The 16,154-nt window shown below is 68.5% G+C and carries 13 protein-coding genes; 7 read left to right on the top strand and 6 right to left on the bottom strand.

The features are described 5' to 3' along the window. Window positions 1-57 precede the first annotated feature (57 nt). The 4 genes from ACODRX_RS21010 to ACODRX_RS20995 all read left to right on the top strand — a co-directional run bounded on the left by ACODRX_RS21010 (window position 58) and on the right by ACODRX_RS20995 (window position 3,619). Complete coding sequence (locus tag ACODRX_RS21010) at window positions 58-741, top strand: amino acid ABC transporter permease (protein WP_488873486.1); 684 nt, start codon at window positions 58-60, stop codon at window positions 739-741. Window position 742: 1 nt separating this feature from the next. Then, window positions 743-1,495, top strand: a complete 753-nt coding sequence (locus ACODRX_RS21005) for an amino acid ABC transporter ATP-binding protein (RefSeq protein ID WP_488873485.1) — start codon at window positions 743-745, stop codon at window positions 1,493-1,495. Window positions 1,496-1,570: 75 nt separating this feature from the next. Next, the gene (locus ACODRX_RS21000) at window positions 1,571-2,248 is read left to right on the top strand and encodes a DUF2848 domain-containing protein (RefSeq protein ID WP_488873484.1); all 678 of its coding nucleotides are present in this window, start codon (window positions 1,571-1,573) and stop codon (window positions 2,246-2,248) included. A 21-nt stretch (window positions 2,249-2,269) separates the two neighbouring features. After that, window positions 2,270-3,619, top strand: coding sequence for an amidase (locus ACODRX_RS20995; protein WP_488873483.1), 1,350 nt, complete (start codon window positions 2,270-2,272; stop codon window positions 3,617-3,619). 1 nt (window position 3,620) lies between these two features. Here ACODRX_RS20995 and ACODRX_RS20990 read toward each other — a convergent pair whose 3' ends face one another. Together ACODRX_RS20990 and ACODRX_RS20985 are read right to left on the bottom strand one after the other, a co-directional pair. Next, on the bottom strand, window positions 3,621-4,562 hold the full coding sequence (locus ACODRX_RS20990) for a LysR family transcriptional regulator (protein ID WP_488873482.1): 942 nt from the start codon (window positions 4,560-4,562) through the stop codon (window positions 3,621-3,623). 38 nt (window positions 4,563-4,600) lie between these two features. Beyond that, the gene (locus ACODRX_RS20985) at window positions 4,601-4,768 is read right to left on the bottom strand and encodes a hypothetical protein (RefSeq protein WP_488873481.1); all 168 of its coding nucleotides are present in this window, start codon (window positions 4,766-4,768) and stop codon (window positions 4,601-4,603) included. 188 nt (window positions 4,769-4,956) lie between these two features. On the opposite strand from ACODRX_RS20985, the gene cysK reads away from it, so the two are divergent. The 3 genes from cysK to putP all read left to right on the top strand — a co-directional run bounded on the left by cysK (window position 4,957) and on the right by putP (window position 11,657). Further along, window positions 4,957-5,874, top strand: a complete 918-nt coding sequence (gene cysK / locus ACODRX_RS20980) for a cysteine synthase A (RefSeq protein WP_488873480.1) — start codon at window positions 4,957-4,959, stop codon at window positions 5,872-5,874. Window positions 5,875-6,049: 175 nt separating this feature from the next. After that, entirely contained in the window at window positions 6,050-10,030 is a 3,981-nt protein-coding gene (gene putA / locus ACODRX_RS20975; protein ID WP_488873479.1) for a trifunctional transcriptional regulator/proline dehydrogenase/L-glutamate gamma-semialdehyde dehydrogenase, read from the top strand. 127 nt (window positions 10,031-10,157) lie between these two features. Further along, window positions 10,158-11,657 (top strand): sodium/proline symporter PutP, encoded by a 1,500-nt coding sequence (gene putP / locus ACODRX_RS20970; protein WP_488873478.1) that lies wholly within the window; start codon window positions 10,158-10,160, stop codon window positions 11,655-11,657. A gap of 121 nt (window positions 11,658-11,778) precedes the next feature. Here the strand turns inward: putP and ACODRX_RS20965 are convergent, their stop codons facing one another. From ACODRX_RS20965 to ACODRX_RS20950, 4 genes are all read right to left on the bottom strand, one after another. Next, complete coding sequence (locus ACODRX_RS20965) at window positions 11,779-13,323, bottom strand: tripartite tricarboxylate transporter permease (protein ID WP_488873477.1); 1,545 nt, start codon at window positions 13,321-13,323, stop codon at window positions 11,779-11,781. A 1-nt stretch (window position 13,324) separates the two neighbouring features. Continuing rightward, window positions 13,325-13,804 (bottom strand): tripartite tricarboxylate transporter TctB family protein, encoded by a 480-nt coding sequence (locus tag ACODRX_RS20960; protein ID WP_488873476.1) that lies wholly within the window; start codon window positions 13,802-13,804, stop codon window positions 13,325-13,327. 164 nt (window positions 13,805-13,968) lie between these two features. Then, window positions 13,969-15,471 carry a sensor histidine kinase gene (locus ACODRX_RS20955; RefSeq protein ID WP_488873475.1) on the bottom strand — a complete coding sequence of 501 codons (1,503 nt, stop codon included), beginning with the start codon at window positions 15,469-15,471 and terminating at the stop codon, window positions 13,969-13,971. Further along, window positions 15,461-16,138, bottom strand: a complete 678-nt coding sequence (locus tag ACODRX_RS20950; RefSeq protein WP_488873474.1) for a response regulator — start codon at window positions 16,136-16,138, stop codon at window positions 15,461-15,463. Before ACODRX_RS20950 ends, ACODRX_RS20955 begins: the two co-directional genes overlap by 11 nt. Window positions 16,139-16,154 lie beyond the last annotated feature (16 nt).

The raw sequence follows: 16,154 nt of genomic DNA, 5'->3' as shown, positions 1-16,154 counted from the left end.
CGCACCATCCTCCCAATGACGGCGCGGCGCATCACGCGCCGTGCAAGCGAGTCCATCATGAACTTTCAATTTGACTGGCACGCCGCGATTGCCAGCCTGCCGATCCTGCTATCCGGGCTGCCGCTGACACTGCTGATATCGGTGAGTGGCGTCGCCATCGGCATGGTGCTGGGTGTCTTGTTCGGCCTGCTTCGACTCTCCAGAAGCACGCCCGTACGGCTGCTGGCCATTGCCTATATCGAACTGTTCCGCGGCAGCCCCGTGCTCGTGCAGGTCCTGTTCCTGTTCTATGGCCTGCCTGCCATCCTCGGCCATCCATTGGCTCCGCTGACCGCCGCAGTTGCCGCCATCGCGCTGAACTCGGGTGCCTACATATCGGAAGTCGTGCGTGGCGGCATCATCTCCATTGACAAGGGCCAAAGAGAGGCCGGCTATTCGCTGGGAATGGGCCCCGTCCAAACCTTCACCAGCGTGATCTGGCCGCAAACCTTGCGGCGCATAACCCCCGCACTCGGCAACCAGGCAATCACCAGCATCAAGGACACATCCTTGTTCTCGGTCATCGGCATTGGCGAGCTGGTACGCCAAGGCCAGATCTATATCGCGGCAACATTCAAGGCGCTGGAGGTGTATTTCATGATTGCGATGATGTACCTCGCGATCACGCTCGTCTTGTCGTTCTTGATTTCCATGTACGAAAAAAACCAGTTCTCCGGACGTTCAGGAAAGGCGGCGCAATAGCATGAAGGCCGACATCATCCAAGTCTCCCGCCTGCACAAGCACTACGGCGCAACCCATGTGCTCAAGGGCATCGACCTCGACATTCGGGAGGGCGAGGTCGTCGTCATCCTCGGCGCGAGCGGATCGGGAAAGTCCACGCTCATCCGATGCATGAACGGGCTGGAAAACTATTCCAGCGGCTCCATAGAGATCGACGGGCTGAGCCTGAATCCGGCACACACCAAGCTGGACACACTGAAAGAAATCCGGCGCGAAGCAGGAATGGTATTTCAGCAGTTCAACCTGTTTCCGCACCTGACGGTCGTGGAAAACGTAGCGCTGGCGCCGCGCAAGGTCAGGAAGCTGGCGCGCGCCGATGCGGAAAACCTCGCCATGCAGAAGCTGTCGCGCGTGCACATTGCCGAGCATGCGCACAAATACCCCGCGCAGCTGTCCGGTGGGCAGCAACAGCGCGTCGCCATCGCCCGCTCGCTTGCGATGGAGCCGAAAGTCATGCTTTTCGATGAGCCTACCTCCGCGCTGGATCCCGAGATGGTGAGTGAGGTGCTCGACGTGATGCGGGATCTCGCCAGGTCGGGCATGACGATGGTCATCGTTACCCACGAAATGGGCTTCGCAAGAGAAGTGGCCGACCGTGTCATCTACATACATGGCGGCGTGATTCTCGAACAAGGGCCTCCGAAGCAAATATTCGAGTCTCCTGCCCACGAGCGCACGCGCCAATTTTTCTCCAGCGTCCTCAGAGCCACCTGAAGGGGCAATGACGCGCCCCGATCCAGGTTGGCGCGCAGCGCTATCCCGCCTTTTCCACCCGGCATATTTTTCACCATGCAACTGCAATTCACCATCCCCGATGGCCAGACCATCGCGCCCGATCTCGACACCCTCATCGTCGCCGGCTGGGCCGGGCGCGACCGCGAGGCCATCGAGCACCACATCGAGGAGCTGGCCGCGCTCGGCATTCCGCGCCCCAGCGCCGTGCCGCTGTACTACCGCATCGCCAGCAACCAGCTGAGCCAGCGCAGCGCGCTGCAGGTGCTGGGACCGGACTCGTCGGGCGAGGCCGAGGTCTTCGTCTTCACCCATGGCGGCGAGATGTTCGTGAGCCTGGCCTCGGACCACACCGACCGCAAGCTCGAGGCCTACAGCGTGGCCTTCTCCAAGCAGGCCTGCGTCAAGCCCGTGGCCACCCAGGCCTGGCGCTTTGCCGACGTGGCCGGGCATTGGGACGAGCTGGTGCTGCGCTCGTGGATAGCGGAGGACGGGCGCGAGCTGCTGTACCAGGAAGGCACGCTCGCCAGCCTGCGCACGCCGCAGGACCTGATCGCGGGCTTTACCGGCGGCAAGCAGCTGCTGCCCGAGGGCTGCGGAATGACCTGCGGCACCCTGGCCGCGATCGGCGGCATCCGCCCGGCCACGCAGTTCGCGATGGAGCTGTACGATCCACGCAGCCAGCGCAGCATCCGCCACCGCTACCGCAGCGAGCTGCTCGATATCGTCGCCTGAACCCAAGCACAGGATGCCCCCATGACTCTCACCCTCACCCAAGCCCGTGAACGCCTGGACCAAGGCCAGGCCAGCGCCGTGCAGCTGGCCGAGCAGGCACTGGAGCGCGCCGCGCAGGGCGAAGGCCCGCGCGTGTTCACCCGCGTGCTGCGCGAGCAGGCGCTGGCCGAGGCACGCGCCAGCGATGCGCTGCGCGCCGCGGGCCTGGCGCGCTCGCCCATCGAGGGCCTGCCGGTCTCGGTCAAGGACCTGTTCGACATCGCGGGCTTCCCCACGCTGGGCGGCTCGCGCCTGCTGGCCGATGCGCCGCCCGCGCAGCGCACGGCCGAGGTAGTGCAGCGCCTGCGCCGCGCCGGCGCGGTCATCGTGGGCAGCACCAACATGACCGAGTTCGCCTACTCGGGCCTGGGGCTCAATCCGCACTACGGCACGCCGCGCAATCCCTGGCAGCGCGACATCGATGGCGGCCGCATTCCGGGCGGCTCGTCTTCGGGCGCGGCGATCTCGGTCACCGATGGCATGGCGCTGGCCGCCATCGGCTCGGACACCGGCGGCTCGGTGCGCATTCCGTCGGCGCTGTGCGGCCTCACGGGCTTCAAGCCCACCGCGCGGCGCGTGTCCATGGAAGGCGTGCTGCCGCTGTCGGCCAACCTGGACTCGATCGGCCCGCTGGCGGCCAGCGTGCGCTGCTGCGCCACGCTGGATGCCATCCTCTCGGGCGAGCCACTGGGCGAGCTGCATGCCGCACCGCTGCAGGGCCTGCGCCTGCTGGCTCCCACCAACGTGGTGCTGGACGGCATGGACGCCACCGTGGCCGCCGCCTGGGAGCGCGCCCTGTCGCTGCTGTCGCAAGCCGGCGCGCAGATCACGCATGCCGTGGTCGCGCCCTTCGGCGAGCTGGCCGGCATCAATGCCAAGGGCGGCTTCACCGCCGCCGAGGCCTGGGCCTGGCACCGTGGCTACATTGCCGAGCGCCTGGCCGAATACGACCCGCGCGTGGGCACGCGCATCCTGCGCGGCAAGGACATCAGCGCGGCCGACTACATCGAGCTGCTGGCGCGCCGCCGGCAGTGGATCGCGCAGGTCGAGGCGCAGCTGGCCGGGCACGACCTGCTGCTGATGCCCACGGTGCCGGTGGTGGCGCCGAGGATCGCCGAGCTTGAGGCCAGCGACGAGGTCTATTTCGCCGCCAACGGCCTGATCCTGCGCAACCCCACGCTGGTCAACTTCCTCGACGGCTGCGCCATCTCGCTGCCCTGCCACCGCGCCGGCGAGGCGCCGGTGGGCCTGAGCCTGGCCGGCACCGCAGGGCAGGACCGGCGCCTGCTGTCGGTGGCGCTGGCCGTCGAACCGCTGCTGGCGCAGGCCTGATTCAAGACGCCGCCGGCAGGCCGGAAACCGGCAGCCGCGCCACCGCCTGCCCCTGGTTCAGCGCAAAGGCCGTGGCCACTTCCTCGGCCGCGCGCGCCACCACCTCGGCCAGCGGGTTCTGGTGGTCGCTGCGGTAGCAGGCCACCAGCGGCAGCGACGGAAACTCGCGGTCCACGCGCAGCAGGCGCAGGCGCTGCTCGGCCAGCTCGCGCTGGATGATGGCCGGGGGCACGGCGGCCACGCCCAGGCCGTCGCAGACCACGCGGATCATGGTCGCCACCGAGGCGATGCAGTTCAGGTGCACCGAGGCGCTGCTCTCGGTCGAGAACATCTGCTCGATCACCGCATAGGGCTTGGAGCCGCGCGCAAAGCTCATGATCGGAAACGCCGCCAGCTCGGTCAGGCTCAGCGTCTCGTCGCCTATGCCCAGCTTGGGGCTGCCCACCCAGGCCATCGCGAATTCACCCAGCGAGAGATTGCCGATCGCGCTGGCCGCCACCGGCCGCACCTGCAGCGACACATCGAGCTGGCCCTTGGCCAGCTGTTCGGACATGTGGATGGTGGTGTCGCAAGCGATCTCGACCTGCAGCCGCGGATAGCGCCGCTGCAGCAGCGCCACGAAATCGGGGAACCAGCTGTGCACGATGGACTCGATGGCGCCGATGCGGATCACGCCCGCATAGGCCTGCTTGTCGAGCATGTCCTCGCGCATCTCGCGCATGAGGCGCAGCATGCGCTCGGCATGCACCAGCGCCTTGGCGCCGTCGGCGGTGAGCGTGACCTCGCGCACGCCGCGGTCGAACAGGCGCACGCCGAACTCCTGCTCCAGCGTGGCGATGCGGCTGGAGACGGCGGCCTGCGTGGTGAACAGCCGCTCGGCCGTCATGCGGAAGTTGCGCAGCTCGGCCAGCAGCACAAAGGTTTCTATGAAGCGCAGATTCATGCCGCGACTCTACAAAGGAAATCCGGCCGCCGCCAGCCTCAATGCGCCGACAGAAAGCGGATGTTGTAGAGGATCACGCCCATCAGCCCCGCCATGCCGGCCAGCATGCAGATGCCGGACCAGCGCCGCTGGCGCATCGCGAACCCGCCGATCAGCAAAAAGCAGCACAGCGAGACGGCAAGCATGTTGAAGTTCAGCAAACTCATGTCCGGGGCCTCGCAAAAGGCTCCATTATGAAAGCACGCCGCGCAGGCTCCGGCTGGCGAGGGGCCGGCCTTGAGCTGCATCAAGCCCGGCCGGGAGCATGCGGGCATATCGATATAGCAGGCAGATCGAACAACTGCGCCACAATGGGGGCCGTTCCATCCATCCGCCCACCTTGCTGGAGACCTTCATGAAAGTCGACAACATTCTGCAAACCATCGGCAACACGCCGCACATCCGCATCAACCGGCTGTTTGGCCCGGGCGCGCAGGTGTGGATCAAATCCGAGCGCGGCAACCCCGGCGGCTCGATCAAGGACCGCATCGCGCTGGCCATGGTCGAGGAGGCCGAGAAGTCCGGCAAGCTCCAGCCCGGCGGCACCATCATCGAGCCCACCAGCGGCAACACTGGCGTGGGCCTGGCGCTGGTCGCGGCCGTCAAGGGCTACAAGCTGATCCTGGTGATGCCCGAGAGCATGTCCATCGAGCGCCGCCGGCTGATGCTGGCCTATGGCGCCAGCTTCGACCTCACGCCCAAGGAAAAGGGCATGAAGGGCGCCATCGCCCGCGCCGAGGAGCTGCATGCGCAGACGCCGAACTCCTGGATTCCCCAGCAGTTCGAAAACCCCGCCAACACCGCGGTGCACGAGCAGACCACCGCGCAGGAAATCCTGGCCGACTTCCCCGATGGCGTGGATGTGCTGATCACCGGCGTGGGCACCGGCGGCCACCTCTCGGGCGTGGCCCATGTGCTGAAGGCGAAATTCCCGCAGCTCAAGGTGTTCGCGGTGGAGCCGTTGGCCTCGCCGGTGATCTCCGGCGGCCAGCCCGGCCCGCACCCCATCCAGGGCATCGGCGCCGGCTTCATCCCGCGCAACCTCGACACCACGGTGCTCGACGGCGTGATCCAGGTCGATGCCGAGCCGGCCCGCGAATATGCGCGCCGCGCCGCCCGCGAGGAAGGCCTGCTGGTGGGCATCTCGTCGGGCGCCACGCTGGCCGCGATTGCGCAAAAGCTGCCCGAGCTGCCGCCCAACGCCAAGGTGCTGGGCTTTGCCTACGACACCGGCGAGCGCTACCTGTCGGTAGAAGGCTTCCTGCCCACCTGAGCGGCCAGCGCTCCAGCCCGCCAGCCCCTGGCCCCGCGCCAGGGGCTTTTTTGGGCCATCATTTTTAATAAAGGGTTAACCCTTATTAATAAAAGGTGCAACCCATGTCACATTTCACCGCCAAGAGAGGTTGCGCCTCAACCATTCCCCTTTCCTCCAATCCACCGCTTTTCCCATGTCCACCACCATAGGCATCAAAGTCGACGACGCGCTGCGCGAGCGCATCCGCACCGCCGCGCAGCAAATGGGCCGCACGCCCCACTGGCTGATCAAGCAAGCTGTCGTGCAATACGTCGATGCGCTGGAGCGCGGCGCCACCAGCATCCGCCTGGCCGGCATGTACGACGCGGCCGACGATGCGGTGCAGGAAGAGGCGCAACCCGATGCGGCGCAAGAGGCGCAACCTTTTTTGGTCTTCGCCCAATCCATCCTGCCGCAGACGCCGCTGCGCGCCGCAATCACCGCGGCCTGGCACCGGCCCGAGCCCGAGTGCCTGCCGGTGCTGCTGCCGCTGGCCCGCGCCCAGGACGCCGAGCAGGCCGGCAAGGTGCGCGAGCTGGCCACGCGGCTGGTGCAGGGCCTGCGCGATGCGCCGGCCGGCAGCGGTGTGGCGGCGCTGGTGCAGGAGTTCTCGCTGTCCAGCCAGGAAGGCGTGGCCCTGATGTGCCTGGCCGAGGCGCTGCTGCGCATTCCCGACCGCGCCACGCGCGATGCGCTGATCCGCGACAAGATCAGCAAGGGCGACTGGCGCGCCCACGTGGGCCGCTCGCCCTCGCTGTTCGTCAACGCCGCTGCCTGGGGCCTGGTGCTGACCGGCAAGCTCACCTCCACCAGCAGCGAGAAAAGCCTGTCGTCGGCGCTGACGCGCGTGATCGGCAAGGGTGGCGAGCCGCTGATCCGCCAGGGCGTGCACCGCGCCATGAAGCTCATGGGCGAGCAGTTCGTGACCGGCCAGGACATCGCCGAGGCGCTGGCCAACAGCCGCGCCTATGAAAAGCAGGGCTTTCGCTACAGCTACGACATGCTGGGCGAAGCCGCCGCCACCGATGCCGATGCGCGGCGTTACCTGCAGGCCTACGAGCAGGCCATCCACGCCATCGGCGCGGCCTCGGCCGGGCGCGGCATCTTCGACGGGCCGGGCATCTCGATCAAGCTGTCGGCGCTGCACCCGCGCTACAGCCGCGCGCAGTACGAGCGCGTGATGGCCGAGCTGCTGCCGCGCGTGCTGCACCTGGCCGAGCTGGCCAAGCGCTACGACATCGGCATGAACATCGACGCCGAGGAGGCCGACCGGCTGGAGCTGTCGCTGGACCTGCTGGAGGCGCTGTGCGCCGCGCCCTCGCTCAAGGGCTGGAACGGCATAGGCTTCGTGGTGCAGGCCTACCAGAAGCGCTGCCCGCAGGTGCTGGACTACCTGGTGGACCTGGCACGCCGCAGCCGCCGCCGCCTGATGGTGCGCCTGGTCAAGGGCGCCTATTGGGACAGCGAGATCAAGCGCGCCCAGGAAGGCGGCCAGGCCGGCTACCCGGTCTATACGCGCAAGGTCTATACCGACGTGAGCTACCTGGCCTGCGCGCGCAAGCTGCTGGACGCGCCCGATGCGGTCTACCCGCAGTTCGCCACGCACAACGCGCAGACGCTGGCCAGCATCTACCACCTGGCCCAGGCCGTGGGCGGCAGCTACTACAGCGGCCAGTACGAGTTCCAGTGCCTGCACGGCATGGGCGAGCCGCTGTACGCGCAGGTGACCGGCCCCACCGCCGAAGGCAAGCTGGCGCGCCCCTGCCGCATCTATGCGCCCGTGGGCAGCCACGAGACGCTGCTGGCCTACCTGGTGCGGCGACTGCTGGAGAACGGTGCCAACACCTCGTTCGTGAACCGCATCGGCGATGCCTCGGTGCCGGTATCCGAGCTGGTGGCCGACCCGGTGGACGAGGCGCTGAAGATCGCGCGCCAGGAAGGCCGCCTGGGCGCGCCGCATCCGCGCATCGCGCTGCCGGCCGATCTGTTCGCCGGCCAGGGCAGCGAGGCCCGCGCCAACTCCCAGGGCATGAACCTGGCGCACGAGCAGCAGCTGGCCTCGCTGGCTGCGGCCCTGCTCTACAGCACGCGCCAGGCCTACCTGGCGGCGCCGCCCGGTTACGAACTGCCCGCCGACCCGGCCCAGGCCGAAGGCTGGCAGGCCATGCGCAATCCGGCCGAGCTGGCCGACATCGTGGGCTGGGTGCGCGAGGCCACCGAAGCCGAGGCCGCTGCGGCCGCCACGCGCGCCGCCCAGGCCGCGCCGATCTGGGCCGGCACGCCGCCCGCCGCCCGCGCCGACGCGCTGGCCCGCGCCGCCGATCTGCTGGAGCAGCGCAGCCAGCCGCTGATGGGCCTGATCATGCGCGAGGCCGGCAAGACCCTGCCCAACGCCGTGGCCGAGATCCGCGAGGCGGTGGACTTTCTGCGCTACTACGGCGCGCAGATGGCCGCGCATTTCGACAATGCGGCCCAGCGCCCGCTGGGCGTGGTGCTGGCCATCAGCCCCTGGAACTTTCCGCTGGCCATCTTCTGCGGCCAGGTGGCCGCGGCGCTGGCCGCGGGCAACACCGTGCTGGCCAAACCGGCCGAGCAGACGCCGCTCACGGCCGCCGCCATGGTGGCCATCCTGCACGAGGCCGGCGTGCCGCAGGATGCGCTGCAACTGGTGCCCGGCACCGGCGAGAGCGTGGGCGCGGCGCTGGTCTCGCACCCGCAGGTGGCCGGCGTGATGTTCACCGGCTCCACCGAAGTCGCGCGCACCATCGCGCGCCAGCTCTCGCGCCGCCTGTCGCCCACCGGCCGGCCGATTCCGCTGGTCGCCGAGACCGGCGGGCAGAACGCGATGGTGGTGGACTCCTCGGCCCTCACCGAGCAGGTGGTGGCCGATGTGCTGGCCTCGGCTTTCGACTCGGCCGGCCAGCGCTGCTCGGCCCTGCGCCTGCTGTGCCTTCAGGATGACGTGGCGGACCGCACGCTGGCCATGCTGCGCGATGCGCTGCAGGAATGGACGCTGGGCAACCCCGACCGCCTGGGCACCGATGTGGGCCCGGTGATCGACGAGGCCGCCTGCGCCCAGATCGAGGCCCACATCGAGCGCATGGCCGCGGCGGGCCAGAAGGTGACCCGCGTGGAGCGCAAGGACGGCCAGCTCAACGGCCACTACGTTGCGCCGGCACTGATCGAGATCGACAGCACCACGCGGCTGCAGCGCGAAGTCTTCGGCCCGGTGCTGCACGTGATCCGCTTCAAGCGCGAGCAGCTCGATGCACTGGTCGACGGCATCAATGCCACCGGCTACGGCCTCACTTTCGGCGTGCACAGCCGCATCGACGAAACCATCGCCCACCTCACGCAACGCGTGCAGGCGGGCAACATCTACGTCAACCGCAACGTGATCGGCGCGGTGGTCGGCGTGCAGCCCTTCGGCGGCATGGGCCTGTCGGGTACCGGCCCCAAGGCCGGCGGCCCGCTGTACCTGCACCGCCTGGTGCACGGCCCGGCCAATGCGGCGCTGGCGGCCTTTGACAGCACCGACGCCAGCGGCCACCCGGCGCTGCAATTGCTGAGCGCGATCGCCCAAGGCGCGCAGCAGTCTGCGCAGGCGCAGGCCCTGTGCCAGGCGGCACTGGCCGCCGCGCGCCTGGGCGCAAGCCAGCTGCTGCCCGGCCCCACCGGCGAATCCAACCGCTACCGCCTGCTGCCGCGCGGCCCGGTCTGGGCGCTGCCGCGCACGCCGCTGGGCCTGACGGCCCAGACGGCAGCGGCGCTGGCCAGCGGCAACCCCTGCCATGTGGTGCTGCCCGAAGGCGATGCCGAATGCGCCGCCGCCTGGCAGGCGCTGCTGGCGCACGAGGGCGCCGCGCAATGGCTGCAGCGCGCTGGCGCCGACACGCTTGCCGATGCCGCCGCCCCCATGGCCGCGCTGCTGTTCGAGGGCGATGGCGACGCGCTGCTGCAGATTGCCGCGCGGGTGGCGGCGCGCGAAGGCGCGATCGTGCGCATCGAGGCGCGCAGCGGCGACGAGCTGCACGCCGGCCGCGGCTACGACCTGGCCGCGCTGTGCCACGAGCAATCGATCAGCACCAACACCGCGGCCGCCGGCGGCAATGCGCAGCTGATGACCATGGCCTGAAATACCCATCGAGTCGCTGCGCGCCTGCCTACTGAAGGGGGTAGTCCCCTCGGTGCAGCGCGACATCCAAATCTCGAGCGACCAGCGCCCCACACATCGACAGATAGACACAACGCAAGGATATTTCATGCAATTCAATTGGAACGACCCGACGGCGATCATGTTCGCCATCTACCTGGTCGCCATGCTGGGCATCGGTGCCATCGGCTACCTGAGCACCAAGAATCTCTCCGACTACATCCTGGGCGGCCGCAGCCTGGGCAGCTTCGTGACCGCGCTGTCGGCCGGCGCGTCGGACATGAGCGGCTGGCTGCTGATGGGCCTGCCCGGCGCCATCTACGCTGCGGGCCTTTCCGAGTCTTGGATCGCCATCGGGCTGGTCACCGGCGCCTACCTCAACTGGCTGTTCGTGGCCGGCAGACTGCGCCTGTACACCGAGCGCGCCGGCAATGCGCTGACGCTGCCCGACTACCTCGCCAACCGCTTCGAGGACCGCGCCAACCTGCTACGCATCGTTACCGCGCTGGTGATCCTGGTGTTCTTCACCCTGTACTGCGCCTCGGGCGTGGTGGCGGGCGCGCGCCTGTTCGAGAACATGTTCGGCATGCCATATTCCACGGCACTGTGGGTGGGCGCGGCCTGCACCATCGCCTATGTGCTGATTGGCGGCTTTCTGGCCGTGAGCTGGACGGACACCATCCAGGCCTCGATGATGATTACCGCGCTGATCCTGGCGCCCGTGATCGCCTGGCTGGCCGTGCAAGGCCAGCTGCAGCCGGGACAGGACCTGCATGCCATCGTCGCGGCCGAGAAGTTCGACCTGCTGCGTGGCGCCAGCTTTGCGGGCATCGTCTCGCTGCTGGCCTGGGGCCTGGGCTACTTCGGCCAGCCGCACATCCTGGTGCGTTTCATGGCGGCCTCGTCGGTGCAGACCATTCCTTCGGCACGCCGCATCAGCATGACCTGGATGATCCTGTGCCTGGCTGGCGCCGTGGCCGTGGGCTTCGTTGGCATTCCCTACTTCTCGGCCCATCCCGAAGGCGCCGCCGCGGTGAACGCCAATGCCGAGACGGTGTTCATGGAAATCACCAAGCAGCTGTTCAACCCCTGGATCGCAGGCGCGCTGCTGGCAGCCATTCTGGCGGCCGTGATGAGCACGCTATCGTGCCAGCTGCTAGTGTGCTCCAGTGCGCTGACCGAGGACATCTACCGCGCCTTCCTGCGCAAGAATGCCAGCCAGGTCGAGCTGGTGTGGGTGGGCCGTGCCATGGTACTGCTGGTGGCCCTGGTCGCCATCGCCATCGCGAGCAACCCCGAGGCCAAGGTGCTGGGCATGGTCAGCTATGCCTGGGCCGGTTTCGGTGCGGCCTTCGGCCCGGTGATTATTCTGTCGCTGTTCTGGGGCGGCATGACGCGCGGCGGCGCGCTGGCCGGCATCATCGTCGGCGCCGTCACCGTACTGGTGTGGAAGCAGTTCGGCTGGCTGGGCCTGTACGAAATCATCCCCGGCTTCATCCTGGCCTGGATCGCTGCGGTGATCGCAAGCCGCATGGGCCCGCCACCCTCGCCGGCCATGCGCCAGGCCCACGCCGAAGTGCAGCGCGAATTCGCCCAGCTGCAGCGCTGATCCGCGCCGGCTCTGAAAGGAAAAAGGGAGCGTGCATCGCACGCTCCCTTTCTTGTCGCCGGGCCAGCGCCTACACGCTGTGAGCAAGCGCGGGGGGATTCTTTGCGCTCGCCACCGCAGCTCAGGCGTCCGACACCGGGGCCAGCCCGGCGGTATCCACCTTGGCCTCCAGGCGCCTGACGCGGCTCTTGCGCCAGGCCGACCAGGTCACCCCCAGCAGCAGCAGCGCGCTGATGGCAACGAAGGTGGCGCTGATCGGGCGCTGCAGGAAGACCATCATGTCGCCGCGCGACAGCAGCAGCGAGCGGCGGAAGTTCTCCTCCATCATCGGGCCCAGCACGAAGCCCAGCATGATCGGCGCCACCGAGAAGTCGAGCACCATCAGGATCGCGCCGATGATGCCGAAGGCCAGCACCTCCCAGATGTGGAACAGGCTGTTTTGCGTGGTGAACACGCCCACCGCGATGAAGAACATGGCCGACGGGAACAGGTAGCGGTAGGGCACCTGCAGCATCTTCACCCACACGCCGATCAGCGGCACGTTGAGCACCATCAGGATCACGTTGCCGATCCAGAAGCTGGCGATCAGGCCCCAGAAGATGTCCGGATGCTCGGTGATCAGCTGCGGGCCGGGCTGGATGCCCTGGATCAGCAGCGCGCCCAGGATCAGCGCCATCACCGCGTCGCCGGGAATGCCCAGGCTCATCGTGGGAATGAAGTCCACCTGCGTCTTCGAGTGCGCCGATGCCTCGGGCGCGGCCACCCCGGCGATCTCGCCGGTGCCGAACTTCTCGGGCGTCTTCGACACCTTCTGCTCCAGCGCATAGGCGATGAAGGTGGTGATGGTCGGGCCGGTGCCGGGCATGGCGCCGAACAGCGTGCCCACGCCGGTGCCGCGCACCATGGGCCAGAAGGCCTCCTTCAGCTCGGCCATCGACGGACGCATGTCGCGGATGCGCATCTTGGTGTTGGCGGTGATGGCCTTCATGCGGTTGACGTTGAGCAGGAAGTCGGCAATGCCGAACAGGCCCATCGCCACCGCCACGAGTTCCAGGCCGTCGCTGAGGTCGGGGATATCGAACGCGAAGCGGAAGACGCCGCTGTTCACATCGGTGCCGACCACGCCGCACAGCAGGCCGAACAGCGTCATGGCCACGCCCTTGACCGGCGAGCCGCGCGACATGGTCGAGCCCGCCAGCAAGCCCAGCAGCATGATCGAGAACAGCTCCGCCGGGCCGAACTTGAAGGCCACCGCGGTGAGCAGCGGCGATGCGAAGATCATCACGATGATGCCCACCGAAGCCGCGAAGAACGAGCAGATCATGGTGATGCCCAGCGCGGTGCCGCCCTTGCCCTTCTTGGTCATCGGGTAGCCGTCCAGGCAGGTCACCGCATGCGGCGGGTGCGAGGGCAGGTTCAGCAAGATCGCGCCAATCGCGCCGCCGTACTGCGAGCCGTAGAAGATGCCGGCCAGCATCAGGATCGCCGGCACCGGGTGCATGGTGTAGGTGAGCGGCAGCAGGATGGAGATCGCCGACAGCGCGCCCATGCCGGGCAGCACGCCGATCAGGTTGCCCACCAGCACGCCGAAGAACGACCACATCAGGTTGTGGCCCTGGAAGGCCACGCCGAAGCCGAACCACAAGTCTTGCAAAGATTGCTGCATGTCAGCCTCCCCACTTGACCAGCGGCATCTGCACCTGCAGCGCCCACCAGAAGATCACCACCGCGACGACCATCATCGCGGCCGACAGCAGCAGCGCCTGCCACACGGTGTTGCTGCGGTCGCCCAGCGCGCAGATGAACACGATCGCGAAAGTGGCCGGCAGCAGGCCGCAATACTCGCCCAGGAAATAGAAGGCCACCGTGCCCAGGATGATGCAGGCCGCGCCGCGGAAATCCGGTATGTCATGGTTGTGCCCCACGAGCGCCGCATCCTGCTTGCCGTTGGGCTTCTTCTTGGCGGTGAGCGCCAGCAACAGCCCGCACAATGCGAGCAGCACGCCCACCGCGCAGGGAAAGTAGCCCGGCCCCATGTGCGCCAGCGTGCCGACATGGTAGCCCTGCGAGGCATAGGCGGCGCTGGCGCCGACGATGATCATCAGCGCGCCGCCGTAGTAGTCCTTGTTGAATTTGGGCTGGCTCATGACGGCCTCCCGCGTGGGTGCAATGAATGCATGCTTGCCTCCTGAAATGGATGAACCAAGTCTAGAAAGCCAAGCTGCCAAACAGCTTCCAAACGTTGCGGCGGGTTTCAAAATACGTATATCTACGTAGCGCAGACACCGGGTCTGTGCGGGGTTTGCGGGCCCTATGGGCCCGGCGCCAAAGGCAGCCGCACACAGGCGGCCAGCCCCGCGCCATCCTCGCCATCGTGCAGCTCGATCTGCCCGCCCATGCGTTGCACCAGCGCCTGTGCGATCGACAGGCCCAGGCCCGATCCGGGCACCGGCGGCGCCGCGCCGCGCCGCTCGGCCAGGCGCTCGAAGCGCTCGAAGACCCGCGCCCGGTCGGCGGGCGCGATGCCGGGCCCGCTGTCCTGCACCCAGACCTCGCAGTGCCGCTGCAGCAGCCGCACCGAAACGCTGACCCGGCCCTGCGCCGGCGTGTAGACGATCGCGTTGTGCACCAGGTTGGCGATGGCCTCGTGCAAGGCCTCGGCCACGGCCTGCACCGGCGCCACATCGGTGGCCTCGTCGTCGGCATCGCTGCCGCGCGCATCGCACCAACCCAGGTCGATGTGCCGCCCGCGCGCCAGCGGCAGGTACTGGATCACCACCTCGCGGGCCACCGCGTTCGCGTCGCAGCGCGGCGCCTGCGCGCCCGGCTGCGGGCCCTGCGCCTCCTGGTGCACCTGGGCCAGCGCCAGCAGCTGCTCGCACACCCGCCGGCTGTGCTGCAGCTGCTGCAGCATGCCCTGCAGCGTGCGGCGCACCTCGGCCTGGTCGGGCTCGCGCAGCGCATAGCCCGCCTGGGTGTGCAAAATGGCCAGCGGCGTGCGCAGCTGGTGCGAGGCATCGGCCAGGAAGCGGCGCTGCGCCTCCAGCGCCTGCCGCTGCTGCGCCAGGTGCTGGTTCAGCGCCTCGACCAGGGGCGCGACCTCGCCCGGCGTGAGCTCCGCGGCCAGCGGCCGCAGGTCGTGCGGCGCACGCTGCTGCACCCTGCGCCGCAGTGCGCGCAACGGCTGCAGGCCCCAGCCCACACCCAGCCACACCACCGCCACCAGCGCCAGCAGGGTGCGCGCATCGCGCCACAGGGTCTGCCACAGCAGGTCGCGCTTGGCCGCATCGATGGCGCGCGTGCCCCGGGCCGCCTGCACCAGCAGCCGCCAGCGCGTGCCCTCGCGGTCCAGCGACTCGTGCAGCTGGGCCGCCACCCGCAGCGAACGCTGGTGGTAGCCGGCGTTGTAGAACACCTCGGTGCCATCGCTGGCCTGCCAGATCGAGCCGCCCGCTTTCTGCTGCGGCGGCTCGGGAAAGGCCTGCGGCCCCAGCAGCACGCGCCGCACATGGCCATCCAGCGAGCGCAGCTCCACCCGCAGGTACTGGTTGGAGCTGCCCAGGGATTCGAGCATGGACATGATGTGCACCACGTCGGTCACATCCACGCGGCCCTGCTCGTCCCAGACCACGCGGTCCACCAGCGCCTGCAGCGGCTCCATCAGGCTCTGGTCGTAGGCCTTCTCCAGCTCCTGGCCCAGCGTGCGGGTGTCGTTCCAGCTGTCGAAGACGAAGAGCACCGCCAGCACCGGCGCCAGCACCAGCAGCAGCCGGGCGCGCAGGCCCAGGGCCGCGCCGAGCCGGCTACGCGGCATCGGGCGCGGACTCCAGCATGTAGCCCAGGCCGCGCACGGTGACGATGTGCACATCGCTGCCCGCGAGCTTGCGGCGCACGCGGTGCAGCACCTGCTCGATCGCGTCGGGCCCGGCCGTGCTGTCCTGCGGAAACACCCGCGCCGCCAGCCGCGCCTTGCCCACCGGCGCGCCGGCGCGGGCCAGCAGCGCCTCCAGCGCGGCATGCTCGCGCGGCGTCAGCGCCAGCAGCTCGCTGCCCAGCCAGAACGTCTGGTGGTTGCTGTCGAAGCGCAGCGAACCGCACTCGACCATGGCCTGCGCGCGGCCCTGGCTGCGGCGCTGCAGCGCGGCCAGCCGCGCCTCCAGCTCGGGCAGCTCGAAGGGTTTGGTCAGGTAGTCGTCGGCGCCGCGGTGCAGGCCTTCGACGCGGTCTTGCAGCGCGCCCTGCGCGGTCAGGATCAGGATGGGCGTGCGCAGCCCCTGCGCGCGCATCTCGCTCACCCAGTCGAAGCCGTGCTGGTCGGGCAGTTGCAGGTCGAGCACCACCACGTCGAACTCGGCGTTCTGCGCCATCGAACGGCCCAGCCGCGCATCGGCCGCATGCTCCGCGGTCATGCCCGATTGCCTGAGCGCGCGCACCAGCCAGGCAGCCATCTCCAGTTCGTCTTCGATCAGCAAAATGCGCATGGCGGGGGTGGTTCGC

Source organism: Comamonas sp. FG99 (assembly GCF_057808605.1).
The sequence above is the reverse complement of the archived record's forward strand: the minus strand, read 5'-3'. Positions and strand labels throughout refer to the sequence as shown.